This window comes from Bifidobacterium aquikefiri (assembly GCF_002259795.1).
Taxonomy (GTDB): domain Bacteria; phylum Actinomycetota; class Actinomycetes; order Actinomycetales; family Bifidobacteriaceae; genus Bombiscardovia; species Bombiscardovia aquikefiri.
This window is the reverse complement of the sequence record NZ_MWXA01000009.1, coordinates 61,077-79,659: the sequence shown is the minus strand read 5'-3', so window position 1 is coordinate 79,659 and position 18,583 is coordinate 61,077. Positions and strand designations below refer to the sequence as shown.

General features: G+C 53.9%; 17 protein-coding genes and 1 pseudogene. 9 read left to right on the top strand and 9 right to left on the bottom strand.

What is annotated here, in order from left to right; all coding sequences use genetic code 11:
- Nucleotides 1–34: 34 nt before the first annotated feature.
- Entirely contained in the window at nt 35–292 is a 258-nt protein-coding gene (locus BAQU_RS10800; RefSeq protein WP_094695046.1) for a TetR/AcrR family transcriptional regulator, read from the top strand.
- Here the strand turns inward: BAQU_RS10800 and BAQU_RS09435 are convergent.
- Nucleotides 231–710 (bottom strand): MarR family winged helix-turn-helix transcriptional regulator, encoded by a 480-nt coding sequence (locus tag BAQU_RS09435; protein WP_094695044.1) that lies wholly within the window; start codon nt 708–710, stop codon nt 231–233. The genes BAQU_RS10800 and BAQU_RS09435 overlap by 62 nt on opposite strands.
- A gap of 184 nt (nt 711–894) precedes the next feature.
- Here BAQU_RS09435 and BAQU_RS09430 point away from each other — a divergent pair, with 184 nt between their 5' ends.
- Nucleotides 895–2,415, top strand: a complete 1,521-nt coding sequence (locus BAQU_RS09430) for an MFS transporter (protein ID WP_094695042.1) — start codon at nt 895–897, stop codon at nt 2,413–2,415.
- A 347-nt stretch (nt 2,416–2,762) separates the two neighbouring features.
- Here the strand turns inward: BAQU_RS09430 and BAQU_RS09425 are convergent, their stop codons facing one another.
- Together BAQU_RS09425 and BAQU_RS09420 are read right to left on the bottom strand one after the other, a co-directional pair.
- The gene (locus tag BAQU_RS09425) at nt 2,763–4,079 is read right to left on the bottom strand and encodes an MFS transporter (RefSeq protein WP_158215691.1); all 1,317 of its coding nucleotides are present in this window, start codon (nt 4,077–4,079) and stop codon (nt 2,763–2,765) included.
- Between the two features lie 357 nt (nt 4,080–4,436).
- The gene (locus BAQU_RS09420; protein ID WP_094695038.1) at nt 4,437–4,946 is read right to left on the bottom strand and encodes a MarR family winged helix-turn-helix transcriptional regulator; all 510 of its coding nucleotides are present in this window, start codon (nt 4,944–4,946) and stop codon (nt 4,437–4,439) included.
- 251 nt (nt 4,947–5,197) lie between these two features.
- On the opposite strand from BAQU_RS09420, the gene BAQU_RS09415 reads away from it, so the two are divergent.
- Nucleotides 5,198–6,478, top strand: a complete 1,281-nt coding sequence (locus tag BAQU_RS09415; RefSeq protein WP_158215690.1) for a phosphotransferase enzyme family protein — start codon at nt 5,198–5,200, stop codon at nt 6,476–6,478.
- 59 nt (nt 6,479–6,537) lie between these two features.
- Nucleotides 6,538–7,860 (top strand): aminotransferase class III-fold pyridoxal phosphate-dependent enzyme, encoded by a 1,323-nt coding sequence (locus tag BAQU_RS09410; RefSeq protein WP_094695034.1) that lies wholly within the window; start codon nt 6,538–6,540, stop codon nt 7,858–7,860.
- A gap of 1,080 nt (nt 7,861–8,940) precedes the next feature.
- Here BAQU_RS09410 and BAQU_RS09405 read toward each other — a convergent pair.
- From BAQU_RS09405 to BAQU_RS09385, 5 genes and pseudogenes are all read right to left on the bottom strand, one after another.
- Nucleotides 8,941–9,085: pseudogene (locus tag BAQU_RS09405) on the bottom strand (IS256 family transposase); the annotation flags it as partial.
- 57 nt (nt 9,086–9,142) lie between these two features.
- Entirely contained in the window at nt 9,143–10,015 is an 873-nt protein-coding gene (locus tag BAQU_RS09400; RefSeq protein WP_094695033.1) for a hypothetical protein, read from the bottom strand.
- Nucleotides 10,012–10,920, bottom strand: coding sequence for an ABC transporter ATP-binding protein (locus BAQU_RS09395; protein ID WP_094695160.1), 909 nt, complete (start codon nt 10,918–10,920; stop codon nt 10,012–10,014). Before BAQU_RS09395 ends, BAQU_RS09400 begins: the two co-directional genes overlap by 4 nt.
- Before the next feature lie 234 nt (nt 10,921–11,154).
- On the bottom strand, nt 11,155–11,823 hold the full coding sequence (locus tag BAQU_RS09390) for a response regulator (RefSeq protein WP_094695031.1): 669 nt from the start codon (nt 11,821–11,823) through the stop codon (nt 11,155–11,157).
- Nucleotides 11,824–11,826: 3 nt separating this feature from the next.
- Nucleotides 11,827–13,029: a sensor histidine kinase gene (locus BAQU_RS09385; RefSeq protein WP_094695029.1), complete on the bottom strand. Its 1,203-nt coding sequence runs from the start codon at nt 13,027–13,029 to the stop codon at nt 11,827–11,829.
- Nucleotides 13,030–13,188: 159 nt separating this feature from the next.
- Between BAQU_RS09385 and BAQU_RS09380 the strand changes: the two genes are divergently transcribed.
- The 5 genes from BAQU_RS09380 (at nt 13,189) to BAQU_RS10470 (ending at nt 17,945) form a co-directional block, all read left to right on the top strand.
- A complete protein-coding gene (locus BAQU_RS09380) occupies nt 13,189–13,755 on the top strand; it encodes a hypothetical protein (protein ID WP_094695027.1) in 567 nt (188 codons plus the stop codon).
- Nucleotides 13,756–13,942: 187 nt separating this feature from the next.
- Nucleotides 13,943–14,641: a hypothetical protein gene (locus BAQU_RS10540; RefSeq protein WP_211277157.1), complete on the top strand. Its 699-nt coding sequence runs from the start codon at nt 13,943–13,945 to the stop codon at nt 14,639–14,641.
- Nucleotides 14,642–14,751: 110 nt separating this feature from the next.
- A complete protein-coding gene (locus BAQU_RS09370) occupies nt 14,752–16,128 on the top strand; it encodes an MFS transporter (RefSeq protein ID WP_158215689.1) in 1,377 nt (458 codons plus the stop codon).
- Nucleotides 16,129–16,276: 148 nt separating this feature from the next.
- Nucleotides 16,277–17,473, top strand: a complete 1,197-nt coding sequence (locus BAQU_RS09365; protein WP_094695021.1) for a hypothetical protein — start codon at nt 16,277–16,279, stop codon at nt 17,471–17,473.
- 175 nt (nt 17,474–17,648) lie between these two features.
- A complete protein-coding gene (locus BAQU_RS10470) occupies nt 17,649–17,945 on the top strand; it encodes a hypothetical protein (protein ID WP_158215688.1) in 297 nt (98 codons plus the stop codon).
- Nucleotides 17,946–18,195: 250 nt separating this feature from the next.
- Here BAQU_RS10470 and BAQU_RS10795 read toward each other — a convergent pair whose 3' ends face one another.
- Entirely contained in the window at nt 18,196–18,408 is a 213-nt protein-coding gene (locus tag BAQU_RS10795; RefSeq protein ID WP_415447709.1) for a nuclear transport factor 2 family protein, read from the bottom strand.
- Between the last annotated feature and the right edge of the window lie 175 nt (nt 18,409–18,583).

Genomic DNA, 18,583 nt, shown 5'->3' with positions numbered 1-18,583 from the left:
GCCCTGCTGAATATAAGCATTGCGAGTAAGGTAAATGTTCAGGCAACGCGGCAAGGAGGATGTCATGGGCGATACTGGCGGTTCACAAGACAATCATCGGCAACGGAACCCGCAACATACCAGACAGGCTCTGCTCAAGGCGGCTTGCAGGCTCTTCTCCACTCATGGGTTCTCTTCGACGACCATGCGTCAGATTGCCGAAACGGACACGAGTCACAGGGTGTTATTTCTTACGATTTATGGTGATTGTGTGCCGTGTTGTCGAGAGTCACAGCTTGCAGTAGCTGTCTGATTGTTGCTGCAGTGGTCCGACAATCCTCATCGGTTACCTTGCCGGTCAGGGAGCGGCAGATACGTTCGCGGTAGTCCTCTACTAATGTTGAGCGGCATCGTTTACCACTTGGGGTGAGGGTGACTTCCACACCGCGACCATCCGTTTTGCTGCCGTCCTTTCCCAGATATCCCATGTCACTGAGTTCGTTAATCATCTTGGTGACGCTGGGCGTGCTGATGTGCAGGAATTCGCTGATCTCACCGACCCGTGCTGGACCTGACTGCCCAATGACGTGGACTGCATCAAGAACGCTGATGTGCCTAGGACGCATGCCCTGAGGAAGTTCAGGAAGCAGTTCGGTGATCTTGCGGGCCTGCCAACATGCGTCGAATAATTCTCGGAAGGTGTCAGAAGTGACCGCGTCGCTGTTGAACAAAGTAGCCTCTTTTCTGTTACCGCTCAGACCTGTACCATCGCTCGGGGATGAGGTCTATGTGAGCATTATGAACATCCTATGAGGACATCGGGTATTCCGATAGGACATGCGGAACAGGATCCGTCGCCCAAGGTAGTTACTATAGGTAACAATCCTATCTGCAAGGTTGATTGCGCCAATCCGGATGGTGGAAGATGGGCAGACTTCGTCTGAATCCACGGGTTTCTGTGTACGGCACGGAATTGGCAAGCGTTCCAGGCAGTTATATAGGTTGTCGAAATACAAGGACTTATACGTGGAGAAGACCACAAGGACCCCATCAATCGATTGTAGATTACTGTGGTCCGTCATCTCTATGGCAATGCTGACTTTCCTTGGCATTCTGTCCGAGACCTCATTGAACATTGCTTACTCGTCACTGATGAGGCAATATGGCATTGAAGCCTCCGTGGTGCAATGGCTCACCACGGGATACCTGCTGGTGCTGGCCATCGTGATTCCATCCTCGACGTATCTGGTACGCCGCTTCTCGACGGTCAGACTCTTCCAGTGTGCGGTAACAATCTTTACGTTGGGGACGATTCTGGGGGCGTGCGCACCAACATTTCCGGTGCTGTTGTGCGCGCGTCTGATTATGGCCATTGGCACGGGAATCTCCCTGCCGTTGATGACGAATGTGGTCCTGGAAAAGGCCGAATTTCACCAACGCGGCATGCTGATGGGCGTCGTGTCATTGGTGATCAGTGCAGGGCCCGCGATTGGTCCGGTATATGGCGGCATCATCATGCAGTACCTCACTTGGCACTACATCTTTATCATCATGATCCCCTTCCTGCTGATCGCCATCGTCATAGGCACAGTGTCTCTCTCCGATATCAGTCGAAAAGCCGAAGCGAGCATTTCAATGCCATCCATGTTGTTGACGGCACTGGGTCTTGGAAGCATTATGATTGCCTGCAGCTTCGCCTATGAATGGCAAGCGGATTGGCGTTTCTGGCTGTTGCTAGCCTTCGGAGTGCTGATGATGGTGATATTCGTCTTGTTGCAGTTTCGACTTGAACGCCCGCTCGTCAATGTCAGGGTATTCACCCATGCGGGTTTCTCCACTGGGATCGGTACCATCATGATCTCCCAGGCGTGTGTGTTGGGAATCAATTTCATGCTTCCGCTGCTGTTGATCAATGGTCTCCATCACAACAGTATGATGGCGGCGTTGATTCTTCTGCCGGGAGCGGCCATCGGCAGCATCGTCTCGCCCAAGGTTGGCTCGGCGCTAAGATTCCATTTCGCGCCCAACCTGATGGTTACCGGATTCTTCGGCATGATTGTGGCAGCTGTCCTGATGACGGTGCTGCAGAAGCAGTCTCTCATTATTCTCGTAATCTATGTTTTCTTCATGACCGGAGCCAGCTTGGTGGCGACACCAGGGCAGACCCATTCGCTGAATCAACTGCCTGCATCGATGAACGCGGACGGCTCGGCGGTGCTCAACACCCTGCAGCAGCTTTCGGGGGCGGTTGGTACGGCGGTGGCCTCGATCTTGATGACTGCCTTCCAACAGCGTGCAACCCGGTCGGGCGCTAATTTCGCCACTTCCTGTGCCAGTGCGTTCTCAAACAGCATGCCCTTGTTCATTGTGCTCATGGCGGTGGCCATTCTACTGGCCATGATGCTACGTCGATTCGGCAAATCCAAAGTCTCATGAGAATCCACCGAAGTGTGAATACAGTGTTGTGAATACAGTGTGTTGAGTAGAAGGATCAATTGAACCTGGCAGTAGCACAATGTTGATCAAATCTATTGCAGGTGAGTCATGTCGTGCAGTGGGACTTCACTTTGACGATTGCCAATGGTTGCGGACCGTTGCTTTCGTTCAGACTGCTATGACCGCCGTGGCGGCTCAACTCGGCTTACCTGTGATGCCCATGTAAGGGCCTTGCGTTTACAGTGTATGATCTTGCTGCGTTTGTTGCCATTTCCGTTCCCCCATGTATCAATCCACACGTGCGAATCGACTTTCAGGGCACAACAGTGGAGTCACTGAGCATTGATTTATATGGTGAAATGGTTGTCTGCCAACAGGGTCGATTCGCGGACTCGAATGGCAGCGAATGCCGCGACGACCATCAGTGCGATCATCACGCTCAGCGAGACGACCATTGACTTGTTCGGCAGCTGAAGTCCATACATCAGCAGAATGAAGAGAATCCCCGTCACCTGACCCGATCCCATGAGCAGACCATATGAGGTGGACTCTGGTATGGGATAGGCGATCTCTGTGCCGTATTCGAAGATGAGCGGCCCCGCGCCCATGATGAAGAATCCAGCGAACGCGCCACACGCCACCAGCAACGGATATGCGCTCATATAGGAGAGTCCTGCGATGGCTGCGATCGCAATCCCCATCGAGAATACGATGAACATCTTACGATGACCTGTTTGGTCGCTGACAAGCGGCAGCACCACGCCGCCGATGATGCCGGCGATGATGATGGCAGTTCCGATGACACCGCTTTGATTGCTGTCTATGCCGTGCGAGACGAACATGTCTGATATTGCGGTGAGCAATGCGTTGAAGACACCGAGTGCGATCATCACGGCGACAAGCAGCAGCATATAGTCGTGATTGTGCCGCAGCGCCATTGCGTCGCGAAGGGAAAATCTGCCGTCACGTTGCGCCTTCGGACCTGCGGGGACCTTGGGCTCCTCCTTCATCAGTGCCACGAGCAGCAAGGAACACGCCACTGCGGCATATCCCATGCCCCTGAGCATGCCTCCCATCCCCAGCGAGCGATACAGTTCCGGAGTCGTTGCGGTCGCCACAGCGATGCCGACGTACCCTGCCACCGAGCCGATGCCGGTTACTGTGGCACGCTGGTTAACCGGGAACCAGTTTGCGGCCAGCTTGGTCAAGGGATTCATAACGAATGGCTGGGCGATGGCCAAGCCCAATTGGCTGAGAACCACCAGTGGGAAGCTCCAATACAGCAGTCCGCGCGTCAAGGCGAAGACCGATGTCAGCAGCGCTGCCAGTGCGAAGCAGGCGCGGATGCCCCTCCGATCGCAAAGCATCGACGCTGGCATGGAGAATATGATGTAGGCGATCATGTAGCTCATCGACAGTGAGGCGATGGCCAGGGGAGTGGTGTGATAGAAGGCAGCTGCCTGCGGGGAGATGGTCGAGAAGGTCAGCCAGTACATCTGCGTGATGGCGAACATCGGTATTGCCGCGATGAGCACGACCCATCGATAGGGAGAGGTCGCATAGGCGGTTTCGCCCGGTCTGCCCGTTGTGTCCGCTGTGGCGTAATTCGTGGTGGCCGCCGACGGATTGGACGCGATGCCGGCTTCATATGCTCTCGATGTCATGCGATACCATCTCCTCCATTGCTGTCGCGGTGTTTCATGCATGTCTTGGATGCGTGAGACGAACCGGCAGTGTCAATCGCTGCAGCGCATTCATCGAGAGGAACGACGAGACAGTGCGATGAAATCCCGCTGATCGCGATTCAAATGAATCCAATTTGATTGTGTGCGATTGAAACTGGAGTATACACATGAAAGACATCGGCAAAGCGCACTGTGTTTCCGCGACGTAACACCGTCGTGGGTACCCAAGGATTGGGATCTGCGATGCCGGATGACCGGGCATGCGTGGTTGCCGCACTGTCGGGAATCTCGAGGCGATGCAGTTGGGCGTGGAGCGCCGACCGAGTGAGGAATCCGCTACTCGGAAAGATTGCTCAACGACTTGCGTAGCAATCGGAAGAGTGTCACGGCCTCGCTCTGTGTAAGTCCCACCCTGGAAAGAATCTGACCGGAGATGCCGATGGTCTTCGCACGCAGCGTCAGACCCTTGGCGGTCAGCTCGACGTTTACGCTGCGCTCGTCGACCTTCGAGCGCCGACGTGTGATGAATCCCTCGGCTTCGAGTTTCTTGAGCAGGGGAGTGAGCGTCCCTGAATCAAGATACAGAGTCGTTCCAAGCTCCTTCACATTGGGAGCCCCGCCTTCGCGGCTCTTGTCGCGATCGTGTCCTTTGCGATCGTCTCCTTCTCCGTCGTAGGCATCCCAGAGCGCAATCATCGTCAGGTATTGCGTATAGGTGAGATTGAGCGGCTCGAGGTATGGAGTGTATGCCTTGATGATTTCCTTTGAGCATATGTACATGTAGCGGGGCAGCTGTCGTGGATCGTCGAGAATGTCGAATTCGTTGAAGGTGTGGGTCTGCGTCATGAGTCTGCTCCATCTGCTTTTTCCGTACCAATAGTACGTAAGGGGTGCCAATTGCTCGAATCCAGGTGCCAGCGTGGCATTTCGAATGGTGTGTGGTTGTCGTAACCCCTCGTTTACGGGGATGATATCGGGAGGACTCACGTCATCGCTATTATAGATTGTATACAATTTAATAGTATGATATGTGGTACGTTCTCCAGAATGATGGCAGTTCAACGTGCGACTCATCACGAGGTTTCCTAGGAGGGTCTATGATATCGGCAGCACAGCAGCACTTCAACGAACTGCCTCTTGAGCGCCAGAAGGCCCACTTCTTTGACGTCGCCTCCAGAGCGTTGTCTCGCTGGGGATACGATGTGCAATCATGTGAGGTCACGCTCCTCAACCTCACGGAAAACGCCACATTCCGGATTGACGGCCATCGTAGCGAGAGCGGGCTTGACCAGCGCTTCGTCATGCGCGTGCATCGGCTTGACTACGCGCAGAGCGACTCCATCGAGGTCGAACTCCAATGGATCGAGGAATTGCGAAAGATCACGGAGCTGCGACTTGCCACGCCGATTCCCGGGCTCGACGGCAATTGCATACAGAGCATCGACTGCCCTGATATCGGCACTCAGCGCAATGTGGTCTGCTTCACCTTCGTGTCAGGAAGCGCACCACGCGATTCAACGGATGACACCGAATCGCTCAGCAAGCTGATGCTTCGACTTGCATCGATGCCTGATTCACTGACCATTCCGCTCACCCGTGGCGCTGCGATGCTCTACGATGCGATCGGGACGCGAGGTAAGTTCAACATCGCCACGACGGCCGGAGGCAATGCAACGGCCCTCTCGCCGAATGACGAGAGGCTGTATCGTTCCATCGGTGCAATTGCAGCGATTCTCCGCCGCGACTCCCTCTCATGGACCCCAACTCATCGTGCCGACATCGCGCATCGCATCGAATGGAATTGGGATGCGACCTTCGGGGAGCAATGGAACAACTTTTATGGAAGCCATTATTGGGACATTGACAGCATGCTCAGCAGACATGACATCGAGGCGATTGACCGCTGCCGCGATCTCATGAAGCGACGTCTGAAGGTCTTCGGCACATCGCCCGAGCGCTATGGGATCATACATAGCGATCTGCGTCCGGCAAACCTGCTCGATGACGACGGCAACCTCGCCGTATTGGATTTCGACGATTGTGGCATGGGCTGGTACATGACAGACATCGCTGGCATCGTCGGATTCATGGAACATCGACCTGATCTGCCAGCCGTATTGGATGCGATCGTGAGAGGGTATCGCACGGTGTATCCGCTTGACGAGCAGGAGGAACGGGAGATACCGACCTTCATCATGATCCGCAGGATCGGTCTGTTCGAATCCCTGCTCTATCACATGACCAACGCGGATCCGGGAAGCAACGAGGCGACCACCATCACACCGGAGCTTGTTGCATTCGTTGGCAAGGGAACCGCGATTCTGGCAAGGAAATATGTGCGACACCACCGTCTGGATGATCGATCAGGGGCTCGGTAGCCTTCCTCGTGGGGCCTTCATCCCATAACCATGCAAATTCGCTGACAAGGAGCATCATCATGAACCCAAATACCACCGATACAGTCCTTTCCACACAGACATCCGGGGAAGGTCTTGACGCTTCGGGGCAGGAGGCAACCGAAGCTATCTATGACAAGGCGCGTGAGGAATGGAATCCCTCACGGGTGGACCTGTTCCGCAAATATGGCCTTGAGATTGTGCTCGGGCACCGGCATGGATACGAATTCGAGGATCTTGCGTCCGGTCGCACGATCATCAACATGCATATAAACGGGGGCGTCTTCAATCTTGGCCACTGCAATCCTGAGGTTCGGCAGGCCCTCGTCAAGGGATCGGAACGCTATGATGCGGGAAATCATTATTTCCCCTCGCAGGTCAAGATGGACTTCGTCGATGCACTCCTGAAGGTCTCTCCCGATTACATGCGCTATGTGAATGTCAATACCGGTGGTGGCGAATCCATCGATTCGGCCATCAAATTCGCCCGCCATGCCACGGGGCGCAGGCGGGTCATCACCGTGCACGGCTGCTTCCATGGAGCAACGGGCTTCGCCATGCAGGCAGGGCCGCAGGATCAGGCGGCATTTTTCAATTCGATCCCGAACCCGGACGAATTCAGCCAGATCGACTATGACGATCTTGACCAGCTTGAAGGGGCGCTGCGTCAGAACGACACCGCATGCGTGCTGCTGGAGAGTCTGCCTGCCACCGCGGGATTCCCCATTCCTCATGAAGGATACTTCAAGGCTGTCACCGAGCTGACACATCGCTATGGTGCCCTGTATGTCGCGGATGAAGTGCAGACCGGTCTCATGCGAAGCGGCACCATGTGGTGTTCCGTCGGCTATGGCGCCGAACCGGACATGATCGTCACCGGAAAAGGTCTGTCGGGAGGCTACTATCCGATAAGCGCAGTTATTATGAATGACCGTGCCGGGCAATGGCTCAAGGATGACGGCTTCGCACAGACCACCTCGTTCAGCACTTCGGAGCTCGGCTGCTATGTGGGAACCAAGGTTCTTGATATCACTTCGCGTGATTCCACCCGACGCAACGTGAGCAGACTAAGCGAACTGTTTTCGAACCGTCTGGCTGAAATCCAGTCTCGCCATCGCTTCCTTGCAGGCGTGCGGCAACGTGGTGTGATCATGGGGCTTGTGACCGCTCATCCTGAAGGCTCGACCGCACTGATGGCTGCACTCTACCGCAACGGGGTGTGGGCAATGCGGGCCAACTTTGACCAGCGGGTGCTGCAGTTCAAGGCAGGTCTGCTGATGAACGACGACATGGCAAACACAGTGCTTGATGCCTTGGACGTGTCACTGGGACAGGCCGCTGCCATGCTCGGCGTGGAGGACTGACGCGCTCATGGGCCCAGCCACCGACGTTCTGTGTGCCATCTTTAATCCATGATCGAAGCGGGTCGCCATGGTGGTCGGCCTCGTCTTCAGGCAGTGTGGAGTATGCGAAGACTATTGGAAAACAATGGGGCAGGCATCGAACTGGCATCGGACGCACTTGGGATATGGCGGGCTCGGGCCGGAGTGTCAGACAAGAGTTCCACGTCAGTGCCAGCGCACCATTGCTAGACGACCTTGCTTGAAGACGTTTGCGATGCGCACTGCCCATGTATTGCGGGGTTATAGGCATAGAAGTGTGGGTTTTTGGTCTTTGCTGGTGTACTGGCGTGTAATTCGTTCCAGTCGATGCCCTGCTCCTCTCCCGTCATTCCGAGTGAGCGGAGCGAGTCGATCGTATGAACTTGTCAAAGCTGTATGTACCATCGTCATCCCGAGTGAGCGGAGCGAGTCGAGGGATCTTGGCTGTTGATGCTTGCAAGGGTGAGATCTCTCGACTCGCTCCGCTCACTCGAGATGACAAGGGAGGTGTAATTCGCTCGAGATGACATTCGGTCGAGATGACAAGAGAGGTGAGGATAGCAAGGGAGGTGGGGATGGCGGGCATCGACATTGGGTCGTTCCTGCTCTCGTGGGTTCTGTTGCGATGCATGATGGTGCCGCAATACGGACACAGGTTGCTTTCATGCATCCCAGGTCAAATAGGATTATCAACCAGCCCAAACCCCAGTCGGAAGAACGCATCACGGCATGTTTCACACACTTTCATGCCGTGCCGTTATCACGGCGTAAAAATTATCAAACAGGAGCAACACCCACTCCCACAAGGGCTAGGAAACGATTTCCCACACGCTTTTGTGCCTATAACCCGCAATGGCAACAAAAAGGTCACTCCAATCGGAGTGACCTTTTCTATATTCGTGGAGCTGCCAGGAATTGACTATTACCCCCAAAATATGTCGATATCATAAGCCTTTGTGGATACTAATTTTTCGTTGCCACTCCAATTGCCACTTCAAAATTGAAATATTTGTACTGCATCCATCGGGTCTATCTCGTTAAGTGTGTAACTGGTGGTTTTCATTATTGTTCCCTGCCGTCTGGCCAGCGGTCGGCGAAGGGGAAACGCGAATGCGTTTAAGGCGGGTTTCCATCGTGTGACCCATCGTACCTGGCCCTTGCCGGTGGGGTCGAGCGACCGTATGGTCAGGTAGAGGCATTTCGTTGCCTGGAGTAGTCTGTGCATTGCAATGTCTCCATGGCACATTCAGGTATTCAGTCATGCTCAGACGTCTCTTCGCTTGGTGACTTGTATGGCAATGGCAGCAAATATCGCGGCATAGGCAATGAGTATGATGAATGCGAGCCAGGGGGCAAGGGTTATTGAGCTTTGGGGTGTGATGGCACTGAAAACCTGATCGCTGCCACCTGAAGATGATCCATAGAGTGCCGAGCCTACCGTGGATGGCATGAATGCGGCGACTATGCCGGCGATTGATGCTGGAAGCATCACTGCCGAGCCTGGCAGGGCCCAGAGGATGAGCAGGATCACCGATATGGATCCTGTGCTCTTTCGTATCACCGCTCCTACCATGAGCGAGATTATGGTGATGAAGGCCATGTAGAGCGGGGCTCCTATGTACATGCGCAGAATGTCAAGCGTGAAGTAGCCGAAGGAGAGGCCTCGACCACTCAATATATGTGCGACGATCAGCGAAACGGTGATTGAGGCGAATGTGAGAATGAAGCTTGCAATTGCAACGGTGGTGGCCTTTGCGGCAAGAACAGGGATTCGTTTTGGGACTGCATTGAAGGTGGTGCGTATCTGTCCGGTGTGGTATTCGTCGGATATGGCGAACACGCCGAGGAGCATGGCGCAGAATTGAGCGCCAACCACGCCACCTGTCGCCATGGTCATGACGGATGATGCGCTGACGTTTCCACCTATGGATTGGATGGCGGAGGTGACTGCCATGGCGATCATCATGATGATGCCGATGCCGCCCAGCCAATACGTTGAGACTCTGGTGCGCATTTTAATCCACTCGCTTGTTATGAGACCTTGCCAGGTGAGGCGAGTATGGCCTACGAGCGGCAGTATGGTTGTCGTTCCAAGATGCGATGTTGTCTTGGGTGAGGTTGCTATTGAGATGCTCATGCGGTTGCTCCGCTCTTGTATTCGACGGCGTCTGCTGTCAGGTTGAGGTATGCGTCTTCGAGTGATGACGCGATTGGTGCCAGTTCGAATAGGATGAATCGGTGTGCGGCTGCGATGCGGCCAACTTCCTCTATCTTCACTCCTGCGATTATGGCGCAGTCATGTTCGCGAGATTGCGCCTGGATTCCGCGACTTGCGAGCAGTTCCAGCAATTCGGGCATTTGGGGGCTGCGCACTCGGATGAAGCCTTTCCCGGATATGATTTCATCGACGGGGGCGTCGGCAAGAATCCTGCCTTTGCCGATGACGATGATGTGGTCGGCTGTCTGTGCCATTTCTGCCATCAGATGGCTTGAAATCAGAATGGTTCGTCCTTCGGATGCGAGCGTTTTCAATGTTTCTCGCACCCATCGCACGCCTTCGGGGTCCAGGCCGTTGATCGGCTCGTCAAGGATGAGTACCTGGGGGTCTGCGAGCAGTGCGTTCGCCATGCCTAGGCGTTGCGACATGCCTAGAGAGAATCCGCCGATTTCCTTGTCGGCGACCTTGGATAGCCCTGTAAGACGCAGAATGGCTTTGACCCGGCTTTCACCAAGCCCGTGGGTGGCTGCCTGGGCGAGAAGATATTGGTGTGGAGTGTTACGTGGATTGAAGGCCTTCGCGTCCAAGAGGCTGCCGACTATCTGCAGGGGGTTGTCAAAGGAGGTGAGTGGCTTACCGTCAAAGAGGACATTGCCGCCGTCAGGTCGATGCAAGCCGAGAAGCATGCGCATCGTGGTGGATTTCCCCGCGCCGTTCGGACCGAGGAATCCTGTGACCTTCCCGTCGTGCACGGTGAAGCTTGCGTTATCGACGACGAGTTTCTTGCCATAGTGTTTGCTGAGGTTCTGTGCTGTAATGTGCATATGTCGATTCTGGAACATGCAGCAACGATATGAATCGTACGGATGGACCTGCCTTCCTACTCCAGATGCAGTAGTTTTCGCGATTCATCCTGTTGTGCAAGCATTTCCGCTCAGACCCTCAAGGTTCGTGGAACATGATTGGCTCCATGCAATTCGAAACGAAAGACTTGGCGCACTGCCCGTTCATGCACGCAATGCGGTTTGCATATGCAGCGGTCTCATAACACGGCGCATTCATATCCCGTTGGGCAATATTCCGGCTTGGATGGCATATGAGACGAGTTGTGCCCTGTCCCTGGCATTGACTTTCATCATGGTGCGGTTGGCATGAGTCTTCACGGTGAAGGGTGAGATGAAGATCTTTCGGCTGATCTGTGCATTGTCGAGGCCATTGACGATGAGTTGCACGATCTCCAATTCACGAGGTGTCAGCAGTTTGAATAGGGCGGCTCTATCGGGGTCTGCGATCGCGGGTTTGGGATTCTTGGTGTTGTTGACCACTGCGTTCAAGGCTCGTGGTGACAGGGCATGTTCCCCTTGTGCGCTTCGCAGGATGCCGTCAGCCAACTCCGTAGGGCTGGCCGCCTTGCCGAGGAATCCGTCGGCTCCTGCCTTCAATGCTGCGAGAACGTTTTCGTCACCGTCAAAGGTAGTGAGTACCAGGATGCGTATGTTCGCATATTGTGGATTCTGCCGTATTCTCCGTGTGGTCTCGACGCCGTCGATGCCTGGCATGTTCAAGTCCATCAGTATCACGTCCACCGCGGTGTTCGTCAACGTGCTCAGTGCGCCTATTCCGTCACTTGCCTCGGCGACGATCTCTATCTCCTTGTTTGCATTGAGGATGACGCGCAGACCTGCACGCAGCATTTCCTGGTCATCGACCAGCATGACTCGCACCATGGTTCATTTCCTTCCTGACAGTGGCAGGGACGCGACTATTCTGAACAATGGCGGTTCGGAGTGGATTTGCAATGATCCGCCGACCGATTCGGCTCGCTCTCGCATTCCGACCAGTCCGTTTCCTCCTCCGGGTTCCGAGGATCTGTTGCGTGAACCGTATCCGTTGATGATTTCCATATATACGCGGTTTTTCTGAACATCGCGCTTCACGGTGATGGAGGCTATGCCATCGCCATAGCGGTGAGCGTTCGTCAATGCCTCCTGGACGATGCGATACGCGGCGATGCTGACCTGCGGGTCAACGTCTTCTCCCAGACTTTCAACATGGCTTTCGATGCTCAAGCCGCCAGTGCGATATGACTCGATGAGATGGGTGATGAGCTCATGGCCAGGGGTTGCCTCGAGCTGCTGTTCGTCGCGTCCGACATTGAGGATTGCAAGTATCTGTTGCGTTTCCTTGAGTACTTCCTTCACTGATTCGCGAGCGGATTGAAGGCTTGCACGGACTGTGCGCTCATCGGGTGGCAGTGAGACTTCCGCAGCGCCCAGATGCATGTTGACCATGGCAATCTGATGCCCCACGCTGTCGTGCAGGTCTCGAGCGATGCGCAATCGTTCCTGGGCGATGCTACGGTCCACGGCCGCTCTACGCGCTGTCTGCTCTTGCTGGATCCTCAGCTGCACTTCGCGATGATATTGTTCATTGCCCCGGATGGAACCGCCGATTACCGCACCCATGGCGGCAGCGAAGGCGAATATTGAAGGGCTTGGATCGATGGAAACGTCTATGGTACCAATCGACAGGCCAGCGGAAACGAAAACGCTCAACGCAAGCAAAGGTGCGACTGAAAGGGTGGGCAGCCCGCGCAAGGTCAGCAGGAAGCCGGCGAAGCACACCATGGACCATGCTGCGACCGCGTCAACGTTTGAGAGCAGAGTGATGAAGGGGACGATGGCAATCAATGCCAGACCAACCCAGGGGAATCGGTAGCCGATGGTCACGCCAAGAAGCAAAATGGAGGGCGCTGCATACGCCTGCCATGGGCCATGCGAAGAGGCGAGCGTGTAAAAATCGACAAGACCCGCCAGCAGGATGACCACCACCAGCGACACTTCTACGATTCGTGGCGTCAGCCGCCACATCGGAGCTCGTTCGTGACTGCTGCGACTCATGCCGTTCTGCAAGGATTGCTTCCCTTCTCTCATGGTGTGAATGTTCAACGTGCCTCTACTGCGATTGCAGTAGTGGACTCGGTTCACACAGATGATTCATTTTCCCGCAAGTTGGATGAAGATAATCATACAAGCCGCAGATGAGTGAAATCATCCGGCAGACACATTGCGACCACAACCTAGGAGCACGACATGAGCAACGCAACATCAGCAAACAATCTTCAGCAAACTAGCTACGCAGGATACGAATATACCAAGGTCCGTGCGCCACTGCAGTTGGAGCCTCTCTACCGTGATGCATACCGCAATTTCGGATGGAACCTTGAAAGCTCGGAGGTTCGTCCCCCAATCAGGCCGCTTCCCCTGCTCCCAGCGATACGTTCGAACATGACCACGTTGAGTTTCAGACGCGATCGCAGAATCAAGAACAAGCCTCTGCTCCAGGAATTGCAGCGCAAGGCCGACTACTCCCTGGATTCGATCGCTCGTATGGAACGCTCCAAGAGGAGCATCGCAACCAGCATCGCAGTGGTGCTTGGCATCATTGGTGCAGTCTTCCTCGCAGTGTCCCTCTTCATGGGGGCTCTGGGAGCGTTCCCCATCATCGTCGGAGCGATAGGACTCGTGGCATGGGCTGGTGGTGCGATCGCCTACTTCGGCATCAGGGCATCGCGAACGGCCCAACTCAATCCTCTCATTGAACAGGAACAAGAACAAGTTTTCCAGACTGGTGAACAGGCTGCCCGCCTGATTCACTGAACAATAACAAACAACAACCAAGAACAATAACCAGGAGGAAATACCATGAAAATAGCAACCGCCATCATCACCGTCATCTGCGCAACAGTCGGAATCGTCCTGTGGAAGGCGCGGGAAACGCCACCCCAGTGAACCGTTCTGATGGAACGGTCACATCACACCAATGCAAGCCAAAGGAAAGCCGTTCATGAAACGTCACATTCAATCAGCATGGAACACCTACCGAGCGATGGCCGTCATAGACAAGTCGATACTTGCCGCCACGGTTTCGGTCGCGAGTGGGATAGGTATGGCACTGGTCAAGCTTGCCCTTGGCATCATGACCAATTCCATGCTGTTCATCGTGAACGCGGCTTACTACGTCGTCCTGTGCGTCTCACGGTTCATCATCGTGCGAAAGCACCAGAGCCTGCGCAGGGTGGACGATGTACTCAGCAGACTCGCCAGCGAGATGACCGTCTACCATAGGACGGGACTGCTGCTGGGGGTCATTGGAGTTTCATATGCCGCGTTCTCGGCCATCATGTTCATGAATGACAAGGCCAAATCCTATAACCAGATCATAGCCATCACCGTGGCAACCATCACCGTCACCAAGATCGGCATCGCTGTTCGAGGACTCGTTGTCTCACGAAGAGAGCGTAACCCCATGGACTCAGCAATCAAGCTCATCTCCTTCACCGACGCTCTCCTGTCCGTGGTCGTCATGCAGAACGTGCTCTTGGAATCTACCCAATCGCAGCACGCCAATCAAAGTTCAGGACTGTTCGGCATGGCACTCGGACTCGGCGTCATCATTGCCGGAGGCATCATGTTTGCCCAAAAGGATGCCGGAAACGCATTCAGGCAGAAAGCCCTCGAAGAAATCTCATCAAGCAAGAAATAAACCTCGCCAATACAAGAATGGTCGGGGAACCCTTGCTTTTGAATGAGTTACGCACAGGAAGGCAAGGGGTCAAGTTGATACGAATAAATTTCTCAAAGAAGCACAAAATCGTGGCTCTCACGCTTTTCGCATCGATGATTTGCGCCTTCATCTATGCCAGCATGATCGCAATATCGCCTTCGACATCTGACCTACGCTTTGATTTGGAACAGACGCGATGGCTTATCAGCGGTTTTTCACTTGCAGTTGTCAGCATGGTGCCTGCATCGGTGTTCCTGATGAGAAGATTCAGCACCAGATTACTGTTCATCTGTGGTCTCAGTTTCCTTGTGCTCGGGCTGCCCACGGCTGCACTTGCTTCCAGTTTCACGCTGCTCATGGTTTTGCTCATTGTCCAGGCGATTGGGTGTGGACTGATGCTATCCATATGCCAGATGATTTTGCTGGCGCTGTTTCCAAACTCAGCATCGGGAACTGTCATGGGCATGTTCGGACTCTCCGTGGCAGTGTCTACGCTGATAGCGACCTTGATAACACAAAATCTGACCGCATCCATGGGTTGGAAGCCACTGTTCTGGGGATTGCTTGCCATCGTCATTGCAGTGCTGCTCTGCAGCATGAACATCATGGATGACGTGCTCGATACGGAACCCGTGCTCCTTGATGTTCCATCATTGGGATTGTGCTGCGCAGGTCTGGCTGGAATCCAATATTGCATTCTCAACGTCGAATATTTTGGGTTACGAAATCCACAAATAGCCGGAACGCTCATGCTCTCGGCAATGGCGCTGATCGCATTCTGGGCCAGACAACGCAATAGCGCAAGCCCTCTCATCAATTTTCAGCTACTGAGAAACCGGAGTTTTCTTCCCTCCATCATCCTCGTAGGCGTAATTTCCATGATCGCTGCTGCTGGATTCTTCGCAGTCCGAGCGTACATGCTGCAAGTCGTGGGATTCTCCACGTCTCAGGTCAACGCGATTCTCATACTGGGATTGCTCGTCTTCGGTCTCGCCAACCCGCTCGGAGGCAAACTGCTCGACATCTTCGGCCCCAAGACCGTGGTCATAGGTTCCATGTCCGCTCTCACGCTGAGCTCGCTGTGTTTTGGCATTCTCGGTGTTTCGACATCCATATGGTACGTATCAGTCATCTATTTCGTCCACTGTCTGATAACCGGTCTCTCCATAATGCCGACATTCACCTGGGGCATTGTCTCGGTTAAGAAACAGTATCAGCCGGGAGCCAACGCATTAATGATGTCATTGCGCAGCATTGCAGGGACGCTGATACCTGCCGTTTCTGTGTTCGTGCTTGTCGGCACAAGTCCACATGCCACGGCAATTTCCTCACAAGCTTCTGAAACGCCAAGCGCCATGGGAACCTCCATCATATTCGCGAGCATGATACTCATGTCTCTTCTTGGATTGGTCATTGCAATTGTCTCGTTTCGTACAAAAAGCACAGGCAAGCAGGTCACATCTTGACATTGCAGAGCGCGATCGAAGAAACATCATTGTCGAACACATGCCATGAAAGTCAAATGAAAGCGATAAACACATGAAAAAAATACGTTCAGGACAATCCTTCCTCTACAGGGCGCAAGGGTACAAGGGCACTGTGTTGGAAGCACGAATGAAAGATAGAGTAGACGGCAAGGCACTGCAAACCGCCCTGGACCATACCGTTAGGCGCTTCCCGGACCTGACCCAACAACTGGTGCTGAAAGGCGCAGACTACTATCTGGCCGCTGACCAGGCTCCTATGAAGGCAACTGAAACCCTTGATCTTCGACCATTGGGAGGAGCACAGGTTGACTATCATCTGGTTGACGTCACCTTCACCGTGAACGCCATCAGAATATCATTTCATCATGCTTTATGCGATGGCAGAGGAATCAAGCCATTCATGGAAACATTGCTGTTCTACTACTGCTCGCTTAAATACAACACTCGCTTCAGCGCGGAGGGCATCCACACCGTCAACGAATTCCCCGATAGCTCAGAGACGCAGGAGCCAATCAGTACATTGCGGCGTCCCGTGGATTCGAGAAAGCTGATTCCTGTAATTACGGACGGCTTTCAACTTCCCGAAGCCACAGCAACGCCGAATGATTGCCGATGTACGGAGATTCAAGTAGATCAAAACAATTTTGTGCGCTATGCGAAGGAGCATGGGGCGACGCCAGCGATCATGGTAGCAATGATGCTTTCGCATGCGATATGGAAGTTGCATTCGAATACTGCCAGACCAATCGTATGCAGCATGGCGGTCGATCTGCGAGCAGCAGCAGGATTCGAGCACACGCGTCGAAACTGCACCGGATCCTTCTACCTGCCATATTCGACTCAGGTCGCACACTCCGATCAAGATGAGACATCTCAAGAATATCGTTCGCTCATCGCCGCTCAACGCTCGCCAAACATGGTGAACAAGTCATTAAACATGCAGACAGAACTGTTCAACAAGCTCGACAGTCTGCCAACCTTCACACAGAAGCAACAGTTCATGAGCATGTTCGATCATCTGATCATCAACACCTATGTCCTGAGCTATGTCGGACGCATGCAATGCAATGACTTCGCAACCCACATCGATTCCGTGCATCTATACAGCAGCGATGTCAAGGGAATGACCGTCAACATGACTGCCGCAGCAGACACCATTTCATTCGACGTGCTGCAAGGCTTCCGCAACGACGCATATGCGAAAGCGTTCATCGAAGAATTGGAACAGGCAGGGATCGCCACTCAATCCACAGCAACATTCTCATTCGACACAGGCCACGACGAGAGCTGCGTTACCGCATCAAGCCATTTGCAGCATGTATGAGTCAATGGATTGCTGCTCTGACAATGCCGTATAAGATGAAGGCCTTCTCCAGGCCAAAGCGGATCATATGGTCTTCGGCAAATAAGTCGAAACAACCTTTGATATAACAGCACTAGTGGTATTGACGACTTCGATGGGGTGCACAGGCTGGGAATTAGAGAACTGCCTTGTGCTTATGAGATTCTGGCATTTTCTGCTCGCTCGTAGCCGATTGGATGTTGCTCGTCCGACACCCACCCAAACGATCGCAGCGTTGGATCTATTTACAGCTGATGGGCACTATATCTTTTTTATGGCCGCGGCAGTGTCTTCGTCACAGAGGAGCGGACCTTCTATCCCAACGATGCTGGCGGACTATCAGTCTCATATACGAACAACAACGAAGAGTACCGGGCATGGATTGTGGTACAGAGAATATCCCGATGTGGATGCAGTCGAGTATTGCCTGGCATTGCGGCTATATGACGAATAGAACTTATGTCAAGATCGAGTAGTGGCTTATGATGAGTTTGGTCGAAATAATGCATACCGTGAATCTACTCATTCAGTGCTCAGTCGGATGAATCGTGATTGTAAGTGCATGCTCTGGTGTTGGCTGGGTTGTCTTGGTGTCAGTGAACCTGGACTTGCAGCGTTGTGATTCTATTGTCGTTGTCGAGGGTTGCCGTGTCCGTTCCTGTGATGGCGAAGACTTTTCCTGCTGCGCTGCATCCCGCTACAGCCTAGTCAACGGCATATTGTGTTGAATTGACGCGTCGGGTGTTCCATACGTGGTGGAGTTCAGTGTTGCGGGCGAAGAAGGTGTGGAAGAAGCTGTTGATCTTGTCGATTCCATTTGCTGTTTCGCCTCGTCCGGATGTGAGGGTTGCATCTGGGGCGAAGAGCTCGATCAGTTCCGTGAAGTCCCGCCCGTTCTGGCCTGCGGTGTTTGACAGTGAGAAATATTGGGATGCAATTCACTTCAGTCAGTGTCTGTTATGCCGTGAGTTCATTGTGATGGTGTAGTGTCGGCTGTAGCGGCCATGCTGTTAGGCCGTTAGAGCCCCACAGCCAGCCCGATGTTACAGTGGGTTGGCATAATAACGTTTGCGGGGCTCGCCACAACGAAGA